This is a genomic window from Sulfurovum sp. TSL1 (assembly GCF_019972135.1).
Classification (GTDB): Bacteria; Campylobacterota; Campylobacteria; order Campylobacterales; family Sulfurovaceae; genus Sulfurovum.
This window is the reverse complement of sequence record NZ_BPFI01000001.1, coordinates 1095225-1113827: the sequence shown is the minus strand read 5'-3', so window position 1 is coordinate 1113827 and position 18603 is coordinate 1095225. Positions and strand designations below refer to the sequence as shown.

Annotated in this window: 16 protein-coding genes; 11 read left to right on the top strand and 5 right to left on the bottom strand. The window is 41.1% G+C overall.

The genetic code is table 11. From position 1 onward, the window contains the following. The first annotated feature begins 4 nt into the window (after positions 1 to 4). The gene (locus tag LDM98_RS05390; RefSeq protein WP_223898317.1) at positions 5 to 1144 is read left to right on the top strand and encodes an N-acetylmuramoyl-L-alanine amidase; all 1140 of its coding nucleotides are present in this window, start codon (positions 5 to 7) and stop codon (positions 1142 to 1144) included. A 22-nt stretch (positions 1145 to 1166) separates the two neighbouring features. Further along, positions 1167 to 1937 (top strand): N-acetylmuramoyl-L-alanine amidase, encoded by a 771-nt coding sequence (locus LDM98_RS05385; protein ID WP_223898316.1) that lies wholly within the window; start codon positions 1167 to 1169, stop codon positions 1935 to 1937. Positions 1938 to 1969: 32 nt separating this feature from the next. Here the strand turns inward: LDM98_RS05385 and ppa are convergent, their stop codons facing one another. Beyond that, positions 1970 to 2488: an inorganic diphosphatase gene (gene ppa, locus LDM98_RS05380; RefSeq protein WP_223898315.1), complete on the bottom strand. Its 519-nt coding sequence runs from the start codon at positions 2486 to 2488 to the stop codon at positions 1970 to 1972. A gap of 184 nt (positions 2489 to 2672) precedes the next feature. Between ppa and LDM98_RS05375 the strand changes: the two genes are divergently transcribed. The 9 genes from LDM98_RS05375 to LDM98_RS05335 all read left to right on the top strand — a co-directional run bounded on the left by LDM98_RS05375 (position 2673) and on the right by LDM98_RS05335 (position 13991). Further along, positions 2673 to 4337: a cache domain-containing protein gene (locus tag LDM98_RS05375; protein WP_223898314.1), complete on the top strand. Its 1665-nt coding sequence runs from the start codon at positions 2673 to 2675 to the stop codon at positions 4335 to 4337. Next, entirely contained in the window at positions 4318 to 4980 is a 663-nt protein-coding gene (locus LDM98_RS05370) for a response regulator transcription factor (RefSeq protein WP_223898313.1), read from the top strand. The genes LDM98_RS05375 and LDM98_RS05370 overlap by 20 nt, the downstream gene beginning before the upstream one ends. Before the next feature lie 149 nt (positions 4981 to 5129). After that, entirely contained in the window at positions 5130 to 6509 is a 1380-nt protein-coding gene (locus LDM98_RS05365; RefSeq protein ID WP_223898312.1) for an OprD family outer membrane porin, read from the top strand. Positions 6510 to 6570: 61 nt separating this feature from the next. Then, positions 6571 to 6891 carry a DUF485 domain-containing protein gene (locus tag LDM98_RS05360; protein WP_223898311.1) on the top strand — a complete coding sequence of 107 codons (321 nt, stop codon included), beginning with the start codon at positions 6571 to 6573 and terminating at the stop codon, positions 6889 to 6891. After that, positions 6891 to 8558 carry a cation acetate symporter gene (locus LDM98_RS05355; RefSeq protein WP_223898310.1) on the top strand — a complete coding sequence of 556 codons (1668 nt, stop codon included), beginning with the start codon at positions 6891 to 6893 and terminating at the stop codon, positions 8556 to 8558. Before LDM98_RS05360 ends, LDM98_RS05355 begins: the two co-directional genes overlap by 1 nt. A gap of 48 nt (positions 8559 to 8606) precedes the next feature. Beyond that, complete coding sequence (locus LDM98_RS05350; protein WP_223898309.1) at positions 8607 to 10433, top strand: putative nucleotidyltransferase substrate binding domain-containing protein; 1827 nt, start codon at positions 8607 to 8609, stop codon at positions 10431 to 10433. Beyond that, positions 10434 to 11048 (top strand): 3'-5' exonuclease, encoded by a 615-nt coding sequence (locus LDM98_RS05345; protein WP_223898308.1) that lies wholly within the window; start codon positions 10434 to 10436, stop codon positions 11046 to 11048. A 20-nt stretch (positions 11049 to 11068) separates the two neighbouring features. Further along, positions 11069 to 13024: an acetate--CoA ligase gene (acs, locus tag LDM98_RS05340; protein WP_223898307.1), complete on the top strand. Its 1956-nt coding sequence runs from the start codon at positions 11069 to 11071 to the stop codon at positions 13022 to 13024. A gap of 70 nt (positions 13025 to 13094) precedes the next feature. Beyond that, on the top strand, positions 13095 to 13991 hold the full coding sequence (locus LDM98_RS05335) for an AEC family transporter (RefSeq protein ID WP_223898306.1): 897 nt from the start codon (positions 13095 to 13097) through the stop codon (positions 13989 to 13991). A 15-nt stretch (positions 13992 to 14006) separates the two neighbouring features. Here the strand turns inward: LDM98_RS05335 and LDM98_RS05330 are convergent, their stop codons facing one another. The 4 genes from LDM98_RS05330 to rpoD are packed head-to-tail and all read right to left on the bottom strand — an operon-like array spanning position 14007 to position 18433. Further along, positions 14007 to 14615 carry a tRNA-uridine aminocarboxypropyltransferase gene (locus LDM98_RS05330; RefSeq protein WP_223898305.1) on the bottom strand — a complete coding sequence of 203 codons (609 nt, stop codon included), beginning with the start codon at positions 14613 to 14615 and terminating at the stop codon, positions 14007 to 14009. Then, on the bottom strand, positions 14599 to 15798 hold the full coding sequence (locus tag LDM98_RS05325) for an MFS transporter (protein WP_223898304.1): 1200 nt from the start codon (positions 15796 to 15798) through the stop codon (positions 14599 to 14601). The genes LDM98_RS05330 and LDM98_RS05325 overlap by 17 nt, the downstream gene beginning before the upstream one ends. Before the next feature lie 5 nt (positions 15799 to 15803). Beyond that, complete coding sequence (locus tag LDM98_RS05320) at positions 15804 to 16553, bottom strand: molybdopterin-binding protein (protein ID WP_223898303.1); 750 nt, start codon at positions 16551 to 16553, stop codon at positions 15804 to 15806. Between the two features lie 20 nt (positions 16554 to 16573). Next, on the bottom strand, positions 16574 to 18433 hold the full coding sequence (rpoD, locus tag LDM98_RS05315) for an RNA polymerase sigma factor RpoD (protein WP_223898302.1): 1860 nt from the start codon (positions 18431 to 18433) through the stop codon (positions 16574 to 16576). Positions 18434 to 18603 lie beyond the last annotated feature (170 nt).

Sequence of the window (18603 nt, the reverse complement as noted above, 5' to 3'; positions counted from 1 at the left end):
AATTATGCCTAAGTTTAGTAGGGTTTTTCTTTTACTGCTGCTACTGAATACACTACTGTTCTCCGGTGGGAACATGTTACAGAAGGCTATAGTAAAAAAAGATGAACTGCGTCTTTTGTTTTCTAAAAATTTTAATAAAAAGAGTGTCAAACATTTTACACTCAGCAATCCCCCTCGAGAAATCTACGACTTTACAAATACACGTATTGCGCATAGCCGTGTACCGCTGGGACTGGGACCACATGTACGACTGGCTCAAAACAAGACCGATACCGTACGTGTGGTGATCACAGGGTATGGGGCTTCGAAACCTATAGCTTATCAACCGTTTTTTTCAAATAACAGTTATCATATTTCCTTGCCTAAAGATAGCAGTGTACTTCCTGCCAAACGGTATAAGAAACCTCATAAAAAAGTGACAAAAAAGTCTACATGGGTCCGGTCAAACAGGGATAAACTGATTGTGATAGATGCAGGACACGGTGGACATGATACTGGTGCCATAGGGGGAGGGAAAAGGGAAAAAGACCTTGTGCTTCAAATATCAGAAAGACTCGAAAGACAATTGAAAAAAGAGGGTTACTCTGTACATCTGACACGCAGGAAGGATCATTTTTTAAAACTTCCACAGCGTACAAAAATCGCGGATAAGAATAATGCAGCGGTGTTCATCTCCATCCATGCGAACTCTGTGCCAAAAAGAAAACGCAACAAGATACATGGCGTTGAGACCTTTTTCTTGCAAAATACAAGAGATGCGAAATCTCAGCGTATTGCAGAACGTGAGAATAAAGCCGTACTGAAAGGGATGAACCAACTGAGTCGTAATGTGGTCATCGATTCGGTACTTTGTGGACCGAAGATCGTTGAATCCAATAAGCTTGCGATTGATGTGCAGCGAAGGATCATGACCAATCTGCACACAAGGTATAAAGGTGTAAGAGATGGTGGCGTGAGGCATGCACCTTTCTGGGTACTTGTGGGTGCCAGTAGACCTTCCATACTTGTCGAAGTTGGGTATATTTCACATCCTACAGAGCGAAAAAGACTCTTTACGCCACGTTATCAGGAACTGATCGCCAAAGGTATTGCCGAGGGCGTAGATATCTATTTACACAATCGAAAAAAAGAGATCGACTTATAATGAGTTTAAAAGAGGATAAGAGATGATAAAACGTATAGTTGGATCGGTTATGCTGCTTTTATTAGTGGGCTGTGGTGGTCCCAATGTTGACAGGTCAGACAGTCTTGTCGTCATAGATGCAGGACATGGCGGGCATGATTGTGGAGCATTGTGTGATAGCAAGAAAGAAAAAGATCTAGTACTTCAAATCACAAAAAAACTTAAAAGAGAATTTAAAAGTGAAGGGTACAAGGTCTATCTTACAAGAAACCGTGACAGGTTCTTGACATTGGGACAGCGGACAAAAATCGCAGACAGGAAAGATGCGAAGGTCTTTATCTCCATCCATGCCAATGCCATTAGCGATAAAAGCCGTTTTGATGAAGTTGAAGGGGTAGAGACATACTTTTTACAAAAAACAAGAGATAAAAAGTCCCAACGCATTGCTGCGAGAGAAAATGCTTCTGTCCTAAAAGGTACGGATATGTTAAGTCAAGAGGTGATCATCGATGCTGTATTGAACGGTCCGAAGATCATACAGTCGCATAAACTTGCCATAGATGTCCAAAATCATATTATGAAACATTTAAAGAGTGAGTATGATGGCGTGAAAGATGGCGGTGTCAGACCCGCACCATTTTATGTACTTGTTGGTGCCAGCAGACCTTCTATACTTGTTGAAGTTGGTTATCTTACAAATCCCAAAGAGCGTGAAAGACTTTTTACATCTGATTATCAGGAAGAGATCGCTGAGGGTATTGTTGAAGGGGTGAACAGGTATTTGGACAATAGAAAAAAAGAGATTGGATTTTAGATTCCCGGGGAGATCCCGAGAATGAAAATATATTATTTGTAGTTTTTGATCGCTTTTTCCAGGATAGCTGTTGCCGCTGCCTTGTCTTGAAAACCGGAAACTTTTACCCATTTGTTAGGCTCAAGCATTTTGTATGTTTCAAAGAAATTTTTGATACGGTTCAGTGTATGCTCAGGAACATCGCCCAGGTCTTGAATGTTTTTATATGTCGGGTCTATCTTTTCTGTAGGGACAGCGATAAGTTTTTCATCTCCACCACTCTCATCTTCTGTCATAAGTACACCTACAAGTCTGCATTTGATGTATGAACCTGCTTGAAGCGGATAGTCGCACATTACAAGAATATCAGCCGGGTCACCATCATCTGACAATGTATTGGCTACAAACCCGTAGTTTGCAGGGTAGTGCATAGCAGAGTAAAGTACTCTATCTACTTCAATAGCACCTGAATCTTTGTCTATTTCATATTTGATCGCTGAGTTAAGTGGTACTTCTATAATTGCTTTTACAGCATCTGGGTTTTCGCCAGGTCCGATCTTAGTAATATCCATTTGAACATCTCCATAGGTTAAATTTTGGTGATTCTATCATAAATATCATAAAGAGTTTATCAAATCATGGTATTATCTTATCTATAATAAAACTTAATATACCGGGTCCTGTGTCAAAAAAAGGTTTTCCGGTTTTTGTTATGATTTGAAAGCAGTATGGCAGTGAAGTCGGACAGACTGATGCATGCTGCTACTGCAGATGGAGCGTATGATCAATTTTTTAAAAAATAAAACCATTGCAAGTATCCATGTGGCCGGTATGCTTATGATGCTTATGGTCATCGTCGTCTTTTCGGCTATCGTTGTCTATAAAGAGTATCAGAATTTTGAAATGGAAGCGCAAAATATGCATGCCGAATTTATTCAAAAACAAAAAGATACGATCGTTTTCGATACCACACGTGTACTCAACTTTATCAATGATGCCTATGACTATAGAGATAAAGCACAAGATGAAGCAACGGTAAAAAAACAAATTCTTCATGCCATCGAAGAGCTTTACGGACGTCAAGATGGTACAGGATACATATTTGTTTATGATTTTAACGGTGTGGTACTTTCTGACCCTATCCAAAGACAAAACGTAGGTAAAAACCTCTATGAGACTAAAGATACCAATGGTGTGATGGTGATCAAAGACCTTATAGATATCTCACGGACCAAAGAGGGTGGATTTGTTGAGTATCAATGGTTGAAGCCTACTACAGGTCTTTTGAGCCCTAAGATCTCTTATGCGAAATCATTCGAACCCTGGGGTTGGATGGTCGGAACCGGTGTCTATCTCGATGAAGTAGAAAAACTGATTCAAACCCAAAGGGAAACACTCAAGAACAGACTCAATCACTATTCCCTTCAAATGGTACTCCTGCTCGTTATTTTATTTATCGTAGGGATGGTAGGAATACGCATCACCAATCATATATTGAACAAAGAGATCTCACTGTTCAACCGTTATTTTGAAAAAGCCGCATCGACGTATGAAAAGATAGATGAAGAAAATATACGGCTCTTTGAGTTTAAAAAGATGGTGCATTATATCAACACCATGATCACTGCTATTCAAGAAAGAAAACAGAAACTCAAAGAGTTGAACCTGACACTCGAATCAAAGGTCGAACAAAAAACAAAAGACCTGATTGAACAGAATATCCTACTGGAACAGGAGAAAGATTTCAATGCTTCACTGGTAAAAGCGCAAGACAGTTTCATCAAACACTCTATTCATGAGATCAATACACCTTTGGCAGTGATCATGACCCATATTGATCTGTTTAAAATGAAAGAAGGGGCGAACAGGTATCTGAGCAAAATAGAAGCAGCAAGCAAGATCATCTCCAATATCTATGATGATTTGAGTTATATGGTCAAAAAAAACCGTGTGAGCTATAGAAAAAAACATTTGAACATGTCTGAATTTCTTGAAGAGAGAGTGGACTTTTTTTCTGAAATTGCATGGGGAAATCAACATAGGATCATCACAGAAATAGATCATGATCTTTGGGTCCATTTTAGTCCGGAAGAACTGCAACGCATTGTAGATAACAATCTATCCAACGCCATCAAGTATGCCAACCGGGGTACAGAGGTAAAGGTGGTACTGAAAGAAGAACAGGAAGAGGTTATTTTAGAGTTTATAGGCAGTTCCCCCAAAATAGAAGACACGGAACGTATCTTCAAACCATTCGAACGGGAGAATGATGTTCGGGGTGGCTTTGGATTGGGACTGGAGATCGTCTATACGATATGTCAAAAAGAACATGTTAAAATAGAAGTACGATCTGATGATGAGATGACACGATTCTCTTACAGGTTCAAAAAGAAGGAGCAGGATGAAAGTATTACTACTTGAAGATGAGCTGATGCTCCAGGGTGCTATCAAAGAGTATTTGTCAGATAGCGGTTTTGAAGTGACAGCATTCGAAGACGGGCAGGAAGCCTATGCGAATATAGCTTCGAACAGTTATGACCTTTTTATCTTTGATATCAACACACCAAGTATGGATGGCCTCTCATTACTTGATAGACTGCAAAAAGAGAAGATCTATGTGCCTACGATCTTTATCTCTGCGATCACAGAGATAGAGCAGATAAGTCAGGCCTATGCCTTGGGTTGCTATGACTATCTGAAAAAACCTTTTCATCTCAAAGAATTAAGTTTGCACATTGACAGATTGTTGAAAATGGCAGACATAAGGGCAAAAGATCTTATAAAGATATCAAAAATGTACAGCTATGATGCAGAGAATCAATCTCTAGTGTTTGATGGAGAAGCACAGTTACTTACACAAAAACAATTACAGATCATGGATCTGTTCGCAAAAAATATCAACAAAGTGGTTGACTTTGAAATGCTTAGACACTATGCCTGGGATGACAGTCCTGTAGATAATGCCATAATACGGGCAGAGATACATAGACTTCGTCAAGTACTAAAAGAAGATCTCATCACCACACTGAAGGGTATAGGATATACACTTTCTAGACAAATATGATCTTCTGGATACATTTTTATCGCTTTGATTGTAACCAATATACACACATATAATTTTTTTTAATACAACTTTTCCTCTCTTTGATCGAATGCTATGTTAATGCTACGTTGACCCTTCATACTGCCAACGTATAAATATAAGGAGATACAATGAGAAAACATTTAGCATTATCTGTCATAGCATCAACGCTGCTCATGGCGGGAGGAGATATTGCACCAGTTGAACCGGTTGTAGCTGTGGAAACAGCAGAAGTAGATTACGGTGAAGTGTTTGGACAATTTAGAACATACTATATTGACAGAACCTATGCCGGCATTGTCAATAATAACCGTAATTCACTTGCAACAGGTGGGTATATAGGCTATAAGTCACCAGACTTTAATGGATTGACAGCAGTTGTGGCAGCATACGGTGTGTATGGGTTCAATATTCATGAGGTAGACAGTGACAGCGGTGATACTGCGAGTTATGATCCTGCCTTGATGGGGCGTGACGGTGACAATTATGTATTTATAGGACAAGCATACCTGAACTATCAATTTGAAAATACAAATATTAAAGTAGGTCGTCAAAGACTTGATACACCATTGGCAGGAGCTGATGATGCAAGAATGCTTCCAAACCTTTTTGAAGCAGCGGTGCTTACGAACACTGATATTGAAGATACCACTTTAACATTGGCACATATTACCAGAGAGACTACAGGTACATTCAGTAATATTTATGATGATGGCTACGGATTAGGTTTTGCAAGTGGTTACGGTGCAGGTACGACATTGGCACAAAGCGGTGATTTTGTCAATGTGGGAACTGTGGCCTTAGGTTACAATGATTTTAATAACGATGGCAGTACGGATAACAGTACAGATGGTATCACTGCAGTAGCTGCGACCTATACAGGGTTTGATGGTCTGACCCTGCAGGCGTGGGATTACTACGCTCATGATATTCTCAATGCAGTCTACCTTCAGGCAGATTATGGCTGGAAGTGTCTTTTAAATGAGAATGTGAAGATGAATGCTTCGGCACAGTATATTGGACAAAGTGATGTAGGTGGTTCATTGGCAGGTAAAGTTGACAGTGATTACTGGGGTGTCAAACTAGGTGCAAGTTCAGGTGCATTCAGTGCTTACGTAGCGTATTCTCAAACGGGTGAGAGTGATGGTACAACATCGGGTGGAATTATTACGCCTTGGGGTGGTATGCCGGCATTCACACAAGGTATGGTAACAAGACACCAGTTCTTCTCTGATACCGATGCGTGGAAAGTAGCTGGAACCTATACTCTGAATGAACTGCTCGGTGCAGATGTAAAAGCTTCTGTCTTTTATACAGAATTTGATATCGGTGCAACCAACAGCTACGATTACGGTACAGCATGGACAGCCTCAGAATCCGGTTGGGATATTCAATACGATGTGGCATCGGTTGAAGGACTTAACCTAAGAGCAAGAGCAAATTACCCAAAAGACTTCAAAAATGGTTTAGACTGGGATGAGTATAGACTTATTGTAAATTATAACTTTTAGTAAAGTTTAAACATTATGGTATATGAATCAATATACCATATGATAATAAAAAGGAGAAAAGATGACACAAGAACAAGTACAACAGATCAAGAACAATCCTAAGTACCAAAAACTTGTAAGCACAAGAAGCAGGTTCGCCTGGACATTGACAGTGATCATGCTGGTGGTCTATTATGCATTTATTTTATTTATTGCATTCAGCCCAGAAACATTGGGAACTAAAATCAGCCCTGAGGGTATGGCTACATGGGGTATACCTGTGGGTATTGCTATTATCGTTTTTGCATTTGCAATGACGGGAATTTATGTAAGAAGAGCCAACAGTGAATTTGATGGCCTCTTAAACGACCTGAAAAATGATATTGAAAAGGGGATGCACTAATGACAGGTAGAATTTTATCTCTATTTATGATGGTTTCTTTAACCGTTGCATTTGCAGCGGGAGCGGATCTGGGAGCAGGTACAAAAGCGGAAGAACTGAATGTTCCGGCTATTGTCATGTTCTTTATTTTTGTGGCTGCAACACTTGGTATTACATACTGGGCTTCAAAAAGAACAAAATCTGCCAGTGATTTCTATACGGCAGGCGGTGGGATCACCGGTACGCAGAACGGTACAGCCATTGCAGGTGACTACATGTCAGCGGCATCTTTCCTCGGTATTACCGGTATGGTCTACCTTAAAGGGTATGATGGTCTTATCTTCTCTATCGGTTTCCTGGTAGGTTGGCCGATCATTCTTTTTATGATCTCCGAGCAGCTTAGAAACCTGGGTAAATATACCTTTGCAGATGTAACTGCTTATAGATTAAAGCAAAAACCTGTAAGGATCTTGGCTGCACTGGGTTCGATCTCGGTGGTGATTCTTTACCTTATCGCCCAAATGGTGGGTGCTGGTAAATTGATCGAGATTTTATTTGGATTGGATTATGAATTTGCCGTGGTACTTGTGGGTATTCTGATGATCCTTTATGTTGCGTTTGGCGGTATGCTTGCGACTACGTGGGTACAGATCATTAAAGCGGTCTTGTTACTTGCGGGTACTACGTTCATGTCGATCATGGTTATGGCAAAGTTCGGGTTCAGTTTTGATGCACTCTTTACACAGGCAACAGAGATCCATTCACAAGGTGTAGCGATCATGAGCCCTGGGGGTCTTGTTTCTGATCCTGTTTCAGCCATTTCACTGGGTATTGCCCTGATGTTCGGTACAGCGGGTCTGCCGCATATTTTGATGAGATTCTTTACGGTTGCAGATGCAAAAGAGGCTAGAAAGTCTGTATTTGTTGCAACAGGATTGATCGGGTACTTCTATGTACTGACATTCATCATGGGATTCGGTGCGATCGTACTTGTACTTGGAGATCCGGCAGGTTCTTATCTGGCAGCCGATGGTGTGACACTGAAGGGTATGAACAACATGGCAGCAGTATGGCTGGCTCACGCAGTGGGCGGGGACTACTTCCTCGGGTTTATCTCGGCCGTTGCATTTGCTACGATCCTGGCGGTTGTTTCAGGTCTTACACTTGCGGGTGCGTCAGCGATATCTCATGACCTTTATGCCAATGCATTTGCAAAAGGTAAAGTGGATGAGAACAAAGAGATGAATGTTTCTAAAATGGCGACGATTGCCATTGGTATTGCTGCTATCTTCTTTGGTATTGCCTTTGAAAAGCAAAATATCGCATTCGTTGTGGCACTGGCATTTACCATTGCAGCGTCTGCCAACTTCCCTGTGCTCTTTATGTCGATCTTCTGGAAGAAACTCACGACAAGAGGTGCGGTGATCGGTGGGTATATAGGATTGGTCTCGGCACTGGTACTGGTTATTCTTGGCCCTGTGGTATGGACACAGATCTTGGGCAATGAAACTGCGATCGTTCCATACAAATTCCCGGCAGTCTTCTCAGTGCCAATGGCATTCGTAGCGATCTGGTTCTTCTCGATCACGGACAAGAGTGAGGATGCACAAAGATGTATGGATGAATTTGAGGCTCAGGACATTAGATGTCAAACGGGTATCGGATCGGATGGAGCAGTTGCTCACTAGAAAGGTTTTCCAGGGCTTTGGCCTTGGACATAGGGCATAGGAAAGTCAATGATAACACTCTTAGAAAACTTAAAAACACATCCTCCTTTTACGTTTTTGAATAAAAATGAGTTTGATCGTATGGAAAAGCATGCACAGATCGCATATTATCCAAACGAGACTCTGCTTATCGATAAGGACAGTATCCCACTAAACCTCTATATTATTATCAAAGGTGCCGTAGAAGTATTTGATGAGAATGAAGAACCTATTGATATCTATCAGACCCATGATATTTTTGGTGGTATAGAGATCATTGAAGGGCAACCATCTGCCTACAGTTATATCGTGACAGAAGAATTGATATGTTTTGAGATCCCTAAAACGGTATTTCTGGATATTTGCGAATGCAATAAGTATTTCAAGCATTATTTCTTTTCCAGTATCATAGAACGTATGGATATGCTTAAAGAGAAGAAAGAATATGCTTCTATGAGCGACTTGATGATAGCAAGGCTGGATAAATCTATTTTACACAAAGGAGTGGTAGTCGCTCCAAATATGCCTATCGTTGAAGCACTTCATCATATGGATGAAGCGGGTGCAAGCTGCCTATTGGTTGAAAATGATGAGGGATACGGGATCGTGACCGATGCAGATTTTAGATACTATATTCTTCACAAAGAAGACAAAGGTTTAGAAAAGATCTCACAGATACAAACCTATCCTGCCATTTCCGCCAATAAGGGTGAACTGCTTTTTAACATTTTACTTTTAATGACAGAACACAGTATCAAACACCTCCCTGTATTGGATGAAGAGAACCATGTTATAGGCATACTTGAACTGGTCGATCTGCTGAGCTTCTTTTCCAATCAGTCTCATCTCATTACGGTGCAGATGGAGAGAGCAAAAAACCTTGAGGATGTGGTGGCTGCAGCCAAACGTCTGGATGTCATGATCAGCGCATTGCATGCAAAAGGTGTGAAAAGTCGGTATATAGCCAAGTTGGTCTCTGAGATCAACAGAAAAATGTATATCAAGCTCTTTGCAATGATCATCCCGCATGCCTGGCAGGATAAATGTACACTGATACTTCTCGGCAGTGAAGGTCGTGCTTCACAGATACTCAGAACAGATCAGGACAACGCACTTGTCTTTGAAGAGGGTTTCATGCCTGAGGATGTCACATCTGTCACACAGCAATTTATCGAAGTACTTGATGAGATAGGTTTCCCGCGCTGCGAAGGTGAGATCATGATGATCAACCCAAAGTGGTGCAAACCGATCGAAGCATACAAGGAAGATATCTATGATTGGATCGAAGCGCCAAATTATGAAAAGTTTTTGGATATGGCTATTTTCTTTGATTCGACAGCTGTTGCGGGGAAAGTATCACTGCATACAGAACTCATTGATTATCTCTTTAGTAAAGTGGAACAGACACCGTCGATACTGATGCATTTTGCACGGGCTATTGAGACTTTTGAGTCTCCCCTGGGACTTTTTTCCCAATTTGTTCATGATAAAGAACATAAAAATGAAATAGACATTAAAAAAGGTGCACTTTTTGCATTGATCCATGGTGTACGTGCATTGGCACTGGAACATCAGATCAGGGAGACCAATACAACACTGCGTATCAAAGCGCTGAATAATAGTGGTTTTTTGAGTAAAGAAGATGCCACAGAGTTGATGGAGGCATTAGAGGTTTTCCATACATTAAGGCTTCATTCCCAGCTTGAGAAGCTGGCAAAAGGGAAGCCAATAGATAACTATATCTCAGTGGCCAAGCTGGGAAAACTTGAACGAGATCTTTTAAAAGAGGCACTTAAAACAGTGAACAAGTTTAAAAAGATCGTAAGTTATCACTTTCATCTTTCTATAGTAGGTTAAATGTTCAAGTCATTAAGAAAGAGATGGAATCTCAAGAATCTAAAGGATGAACGCTTTACCTTTTTGTTTGATGCCCCCTCTATCGATGAAATAGTTGTTTTTGACTGTGAGACGACGGGGATTGATCCTAAAATAGATGATATTGTCTCCATTGGGGCTGTAAAGATCAAGGGAAATAAGATCCTTACTGACGAAGCGATACATATCTATATCGATCAGAAGAAAGCGCTCGATCCTAAAAGTATCACGATACATCAGATAAGGAATTGTGATCTTCACGGAGCGATCCCACTTAAAGAGGCCATTGAAAAGTTTCTTTATTATATCGGGAATAGACCTTTGGCAGGTTATTACCTGGAATTTGATGTGGCTATGGTAAACAAATATATCAAACCGATGTATGGTATTACCCTGCCCAATAGACAAGAAGAGGTATCAGCGATCTATTATGACAAAAAGATCCCCACCATACCTCAAGGGAATATAGATCTGCGGTTCGATACGATCTTGGAAGATTTGGATCTACCAAAACTTCAGGCCCATGATGCATTGAATGATGCCATTATGACGGCGTTGATCTATCTTAAATTAAAAAATACAACGAAACTAAAATAAATTATTCTACAGGAGAAACAATGTTACAAGAACTTTATCAACCAAACCCGGAATTTGTCAAAGATGCAAGAATAAAAAGTATGGATGAATACCATGCTCTGGTCAAAAAAGCAACAGAGGACTATGAAGGATTCTGGAAAGATTATGCAGATGAGAAGATCGATTGGTTTGAACCGTACGACAGAGTACTAGATGAATCCAATGCGCCTTTTGTAAAGTGGTTTGACGGTGGAAAGCTCAATGTTGCACACCAGTGCATCGACCGTCATTTAGAGACACAGAAAAATAAAGCAGCGATCATTTTTGAAGGTGACAGAGGCGACAAGCAGGTGATCACGTATCTTGAACTTTATGAAGAAGTCAATAAATTTGCCAATCTTCTGAAGGAAGATTTTGGTGTACAAAAAGGTGACAGGGTGGTTATCTATATGCCAATGATTCCTGAAGCGGCCTATGCGATGCTTGCCTGTGCACGTATCGGTGCGATCCACTCTATCGTATTTGGCGGATTCTCCTCAGAAGCACTGCGTGACAGGATAGAAGATGCTGAGGCAAAAGTAGTGATCACTGCAGACGGTGCGTATAGAAAAACGAAACCCTATATGCTGAAACCTGTAGTAGATGCAGCACTGACAGGTGAAACACCGGTTGAAAAAGTATTGGTTGTTGAGAGAAACAATGAAGAGGTTAACTGGGTAGCAGGCCGTGACTATTCGTACAATGAACTGATCAAAAGTAAGTCGGGTCAATGTGACGCTGAACCTATGGAGAGTGAAGATCCCCTTTTCCTGCTCTATACTTCGGGTAGTACGGGAAAACCAAAAGGGGTGCAGCACAATACGGCCGGATATATTCTCTGGGCACAAATGACAATGGAATGGGTCTTTGATGTGAAGGCAAATGATACCTACTGGTGTACGGCAGATATCGGTTGGATCACCGGACATACTTATATCGTCTATGGACCGCTTGCTATGGGTGCAACCACAGTCATGTTCGAGGGGGTCATTACCTTCCCAGATGCAGGTCGTCCTTGGAAAATGGTGGAAGAGCACAAGATCAACCAGTTCTATACAGCACCCACAGCGATCCGTGTACTCCATAAAACAGGTGAAAACGAACCGGCCAAATATGATCTTTCATCGCTTAAAGTTCTTGGGACGGTTGGAGAGCCGATCGATCCTCCGGCATGGAAATGGTACTATGAAGAAGTAGGGCAAAGCAAGTGTGCGATCGTAGATACCTACTGGCAGACTGAAACAGGGGGTCACATCGTTTCTCCGCTTCCTGGGGCGACGCCTATCAAACCGGCCTGTGCTACCTTGCCATTACCGGGTATCATGGCTGAGATACTTGACCCTGAAACGGGTGAGAAAGTCGGTGAAGGTGAAAGCGGATATATGTGTGTCACACGCCCCTGGCCGTCACAGATCCGTGGTGTATGGGGGGATGATGAGCGTTTCAAAAAGTCTTATTATGGTGACGTGACAAAAGAAGGTAAACCGGTATACTTTACAGGTGACGGTGCGATCTATGGTGAAAACGGTTATATCACGATCACCGGTCGTACAGATGACGTGATCAATGTTTCCGGTCACCGTATGGGTACAGCCGAGGTAGAAGCAGCGATCAAAAAGCATGACAATGTAGCTGCCGTGGCTGTGGTCGGTAAACCGCATGAGTTGAAAGGAGAAGGGATCTTCGCCTATATCGTACTTAAATCTGTCAAGGATGATATGGCCAATGAGCTTGAGACCATGAAAGAGATCAATACGATCATTAAAACCGAGATCGGTAACATCGCACTGTGTGACGATATGGTCTTTGTCCCTGACCTTCCAAAAACCAGATCAGGAAAGATCATGAGAAGGATACTCAGAGCATTGGCAAAAGGTGAAAAGATCACACAAGATACCTCTACACTTGAAGATCCAACTATTGTAGGTCTGATAGAAGGACGTGTTAACGCCGCTTAAAAGGTAATATAACCGGCCTTCTTTTTTGGTAAAGAAGGCCGATGCAGAATACGTAAGAGGAATATCATTGATGGAAAATTTTATTTTAATCGTACTGGCTATTTTCATTGGCTATCTCTTCAGCAGATTACGTATCTTTCCGGAAGAGTCAGCAGCCATCTTAAATCAATTTGTTATATTTATTTCTCTTCCGGCGATGATACTGTTGCAAATACCTAAGCTGACGCTCTCTATGGATATCATGATTCCTGTGATCATTGCCTGGGTCGTTATGACAGTGTCAGCGCTTCTTACGCTGTTTGTATCCCATAAACTTCATTTTAGTCAAGAAGTGACAGGCGCACTCATGCTGGTAGCCGTATTGACTAACTCCTCTTTCCTGGGTATTCCTGTCATTAGTGCCTACCTAGGTGATGAGGCACTCCCTTTTATTTTGGTCTATGATCAGATGGGTACGTTTTTGGCACTGGCAACCTATGGTATATTTGTAGCTGCCTATTATTCGAATAAGAGTGAAATGAGTATTGGGGCCATGGCAGTCAAAGTGCTCACATTCCCGCCGTTTGTTTCCCTGATCATTGCACTGTTTTTCATAAGTACTCCTTTTCCAGAGGCGATCTCAAAAGTATTGGCATCACTGGCCAATACGATCGTACCCATTGCTTTGGTCGCTGTGGGACTGCAGTTACAGCTGAAACTTCCTGGACATGAAGTACAGCCTTTTGCTATAGCACTCTTTATCAAATTGATCATTGCTCCTCTGATCGCACTAGGTATAGTAGCACTGGCAGGGTGGACAAATTTGGCGGCAAATGTCTCTGTGATGGAAGCAGGGATGGCACCGATGGTCACAGCAGGTGCGATGGCATCATTGTCAGGGCTGGCCCCAAGACTCAGTTCTGCCATTGTCGGTTATGGCATACTGCTCTCTTTTTTGAGTACGGCACTCCTATTCAAACTCCTGTAGGATGAAGCCTGGTTTTCAGACACAAGAGAGTTGATATGCCACCATTTTCTCAAAGGGCAGCAAAAAACGATCGAGTTTTTGACGCTCAATAGCTTCAATCTGATGACTGTTCAAACGTTTTAATACACATAAGGCAGATTCCATGGTACTGAGACAATACGCTTCAGGCTGCTCTTTAAAAGTAAATTTTGACACTTCCGTATGGGTGAAACTGATTTTTGGCAACGCATCGATATTGGGACTTGCCGTTAAGATGGCTCTCGAGCAGGGCCAGGTAGAGTCTATAAGGAAAATGACCGTATTTTTTTGTTTTTCTCCTATCGGTTCTTCATTGAGATTGATACTGTTCTCATGCGGGTAGAGCGTATAGCAGATATTTGAAGGGTCATTGATGATAGTATTGATAGCCGCATGCTTTGTAAAATCTATGCCCACATGGATCTCACAATGCTTCAAAGAGAGGTTGGTAAAGTGACCTGTACCGTTTTTGGTCTTTCTGAACTCTTTTGGATGCATCAAGATGACAAACCGTGTGTTGGTTTCTATAGGTGTAATGTACCTGCACATGCATGAGGTTTGAGGTCTGTAGCAGTTGTAGCAGACAGGTCTATTGGTTGTTTTCATCAATGTATCGCTTTTTAAACCAATGATAATACGTTGCAAAAACAATAAAGCCAAAACCTAAAGTAAATGTAATACTTTCAAGCGATAACCCCCATTTTGCTGCATATCCAATGAAGAGTGCTGTTATGACATTTGAAAGCATAAAGATCATGTCATTGTAAGAGATGACCCTTCCCATGTATCTCCTTTCTGTCTCTTCTTGAATGAGTAAATAGGTATAGGACCATAATGTCGTAATGAACAGACCAGTAATAAAAAGTCCTATCAGTGCCAGATAAAAATTAAATTCTAAAAAGGACCAAAGCATAATAGCCAGTCCCTGCAGTATGAAAATGTAATGTAAATTGTTTTTGGAGATGATCCTGCCGATGATAAAAGGACCGATCATTAAACCTAAAGCTCTTGTGGCATTCATCCAACCGATAGCAAGTGGTACAGCTATAAACTCTTTGTATTGAAAATCTGCAAGCAAGGTGACGAGTGCATCAAAAGAGGTAAGACCTATGGCAGCATGTAAAAGTATGAGATGTTGTATCTTTTTTTGTGATAGGATGTAGTTGAATCCATCTTTAAGCATCTGCATATTTGATTCAACATGGGTAATTTTTTCTATGGAAATATGTAACCCTATCAGTAAAAGTACCGCTACAGTGTAGAGCATCGCATCTATGATAAAAGCTAGGTCAAAACCTACATAATGGGTGACGATCCCTCCAGCGGCCATACCTAATGCATAACAAAGTGACCAGATCACCGAGTGTATCTCATTCGTATTTTTCAGCATCTTTCCGGATACCAGTTTGGGGAAGAGTGCCATCTCTGCCGAGAAGAGCAGAGAGGCTGCAGCTGAGCGGATAAAAATAAGTATCATCAAGATCCATACATATGCTAATGAGTTTATAAATATAAATCCAAGCGTCATTGAAATTTCAATAAGCAGTAGAACACTCATCAGTTTTTTAAACTCTATACGATCTACAATGAGTCCTATGATCGGTGCAAGTATTACTGCAGGCAGCATGGCCATTGCTGCAGTGAGAGCGATGGTGACTTCACTTGCACCAAAAGAGACTATCATGGAGAAGATAGCTACTTGAGAAAACCATGTACCAAAGTATGAGATAAACTGGATGAGTGAGAGCCGTCTTATAACAGGATGTTTCAAGGTGTCTAAATAGGTCATAAGTTCTATTCACCATCATTCAGTGTATAGATAATATCTTTATTTTCAAGGAGATTGACATACTTATCAAATGATGCTTTCGCTAATACTTTATCCTCTGATGCTACGGAGATCGTAACCCTCCAGCTATCACTGTAGCGTTTTGGTAGAGAAGAGAATTCCACACCCTTAGGCATACTTTCCATTAATTCTATAAAAATATTTTCTTTGCAGTGTGCGGTGAGAGTATGTCGGAATGTTTCTTTTTTATACGGTATGATCTTTTCTAAAATTTCAGTCACCATAGGATGGCTCATCTCCGGAAAACCAGGCATAAAGAAATAGCGTTCATCCACTGCAAAAGCAGGCATTTGATTGATCGGGTTCTCCAGGAGTGTTGCACCTTCGGGGAGTTCTGCCATACGTACAGAGTAGGGGTAGGCCTTCTCACCCAGTTTGTTGACGATGATCGCTTTGGCTTCTTCATGTACGTGAAGAAGTCCATCTCTCAGTGCTATAGCCGCACATTTTCTGGTATGGTCATCAGGTGTTGAGCCTATACCGCCAAAAGAGAAGAGCAGAGGATTTTCCTGTGAAGCGATAAATTGGATCGTTTGAACAATAAGCGCAGGGTCATCCTCTATAATAAAAGAACCGGTGAGTTTGTGACCCTTTTCGGCTAGAGCTCTGGTGACAAAGTCAAAATGCCTATCAGCCCTTCGACGGTTTAGGATCTCTGTACCTATAATAAGGGCAAAAAATCTAGGTTCAGACATGTTAACAGTTGGTTGAAGAATTATTCTTCAATGTAATTTTTAAGTTTTCTTCCCACTTTAGGGTGCTTAAGTTTCTTGATCGCAGAAGATTCTATCTGTCTTACTCTCTCACGTGTCACACTAAGCTCTTTACCGATCTCTTCAAGTGTTCTGTCACTCTCATCTTCAAGCAGACCAAAACGCATACGGATCACGGCTTTTTCTCTTTCATTCAGCTGATCAAGTACGTCATCTATCTGGTTGTTCAGGTCATCTTTGAGTACCACATCGGTTGGGCTGAGTGTCGTTTTATCTTCAATGAAGTCACCAAATCTACCATCATCTTCATCCCCTACCGGTGTTTCAAGGCTGACAGGCTCTTTAGTGATCTTGATGACATTTTTCACTTTATCCACAGAGAGTCCCACTTCTTCAGCGATCGTGTCAAGATCCGGCTCTTTTCCTGTCTCCTGAAGGTGTTTCCTGATGATCTTGTTGATACGGTTGATCGTCTCTATCATGTGAATAGGGATACGGATCGTTCTTGCCTGATCTGCAATGGCTCTGGAGATCGCCTGGCGTATCCACCATGTTGCATAGGTTGAAAATTTGTACCCTTTTTCATATTCAAATTTATCAACAGCCTTCATCAGACCGATGTTCCCTTCCTGGATGAGGTCAAGGAACGGAAGCCCTCGGTTCGTATAACGTTTAGCGATAGAAACAACCAATCTAAGGTTGGATTTTGCCATTCTTGTCTTGGCTACTTCACTTTTCGCTTTACCTTGACGGATCTGTTCCAAAATCTCCTGGAGTTTCTCTTCAGAAAGATCAAATCCGCCTTTACTTGCTTCTCTGGTCTCAAAAAGTTTTTTGATCTCAACATAAGTGCTTACCATGGTCGTCTCTGGTACGGCATCAATGATATCGTCTTTATCCATCTTGATGATATTGTCAAGCAGTTTTTTATGATTGGCTTTGAGTGTATCATTGAAAAGTGGCAGTTTATACTCTAAACGTTTAAGCTCTTTCTCAAAACTGTCATCACTCTTCAGTGCCGTTTCCATGGCTTTTACAAGTTCATTGATCAGTTTAGAGGTTGGCCCAAGATTTAAAAGTGCCGCTTTGAGGGCCTCTTTTTTAAAGGCGATCTTAAGACGTTCATGAAGGATCTTGACTTCATCTGTTTCCGTTTCCAAAAAAGTATCGAGGTCTTCACGTGCCTTCATCCACTCTTTTTTTGCTTTTTCAAGGCGCTTAAAGCTGTCAACTACCTGTTTGACCCTTTTATCATCTTTAGGTGCACTTGTTGTTTCATTATCGTCATTATCGTCATTATCATCATCATCAGAATCATCTTTATCTGATTTGTCGTCTTCAAAGCTTTTGAAAAGTTCTTTTACACGTCTTTCACGATTCAATAAAGGTTCTTTATAGTTGATGATGTAGCCTATAAGGTAAGGGACGGAACAGATCGCATCGATGATGATATCTTCTCCCTCTTCGATACGCTTGGAGAGATCAACCTCTTCCTCTTTGGTCAGTAGAGGGATCTTTCCCATTTCACGTAGGTACATTCTGACAGGGCTGTCGGAACGGCTCCACTCAAGAAGTTCTTTTTCTTTATGAAGATCAAACTCATCTTCTGCATTGCCTTCTACAAGTTTTTTTCTTGCATCTTCTTTTCTTTTTTTCTCTTTTGTTGTGACAAACTTTGCATATTCTGATGCAGAAACGATTTCTATATTGGTATCGGAGGCAAGTTTATGGATCTTTTTAGCTTGCGCTGCAGTCGGTTGTTTGATAAATTCTTTTGCGATGTTCTCTAGTGTGACCACATCACCTTTTTTCTTAGACTGAATTAACGTTTCTATACTCTTCATACTGTCTTTTGGTGCCATTGAAAACCTTTGATGTGTGAGGTGAAAACCTCTTGGAGATATTAAAATGTATTATACCGAAATTTTATTAGTTTTTGGCACGGAATTTGTTAATTTTCCTTTTTTTGGTTATAATCGCGAAAATTTTTATCGTATCAATATCTAAAATGTTAAACTGTTTTAAGGTCATT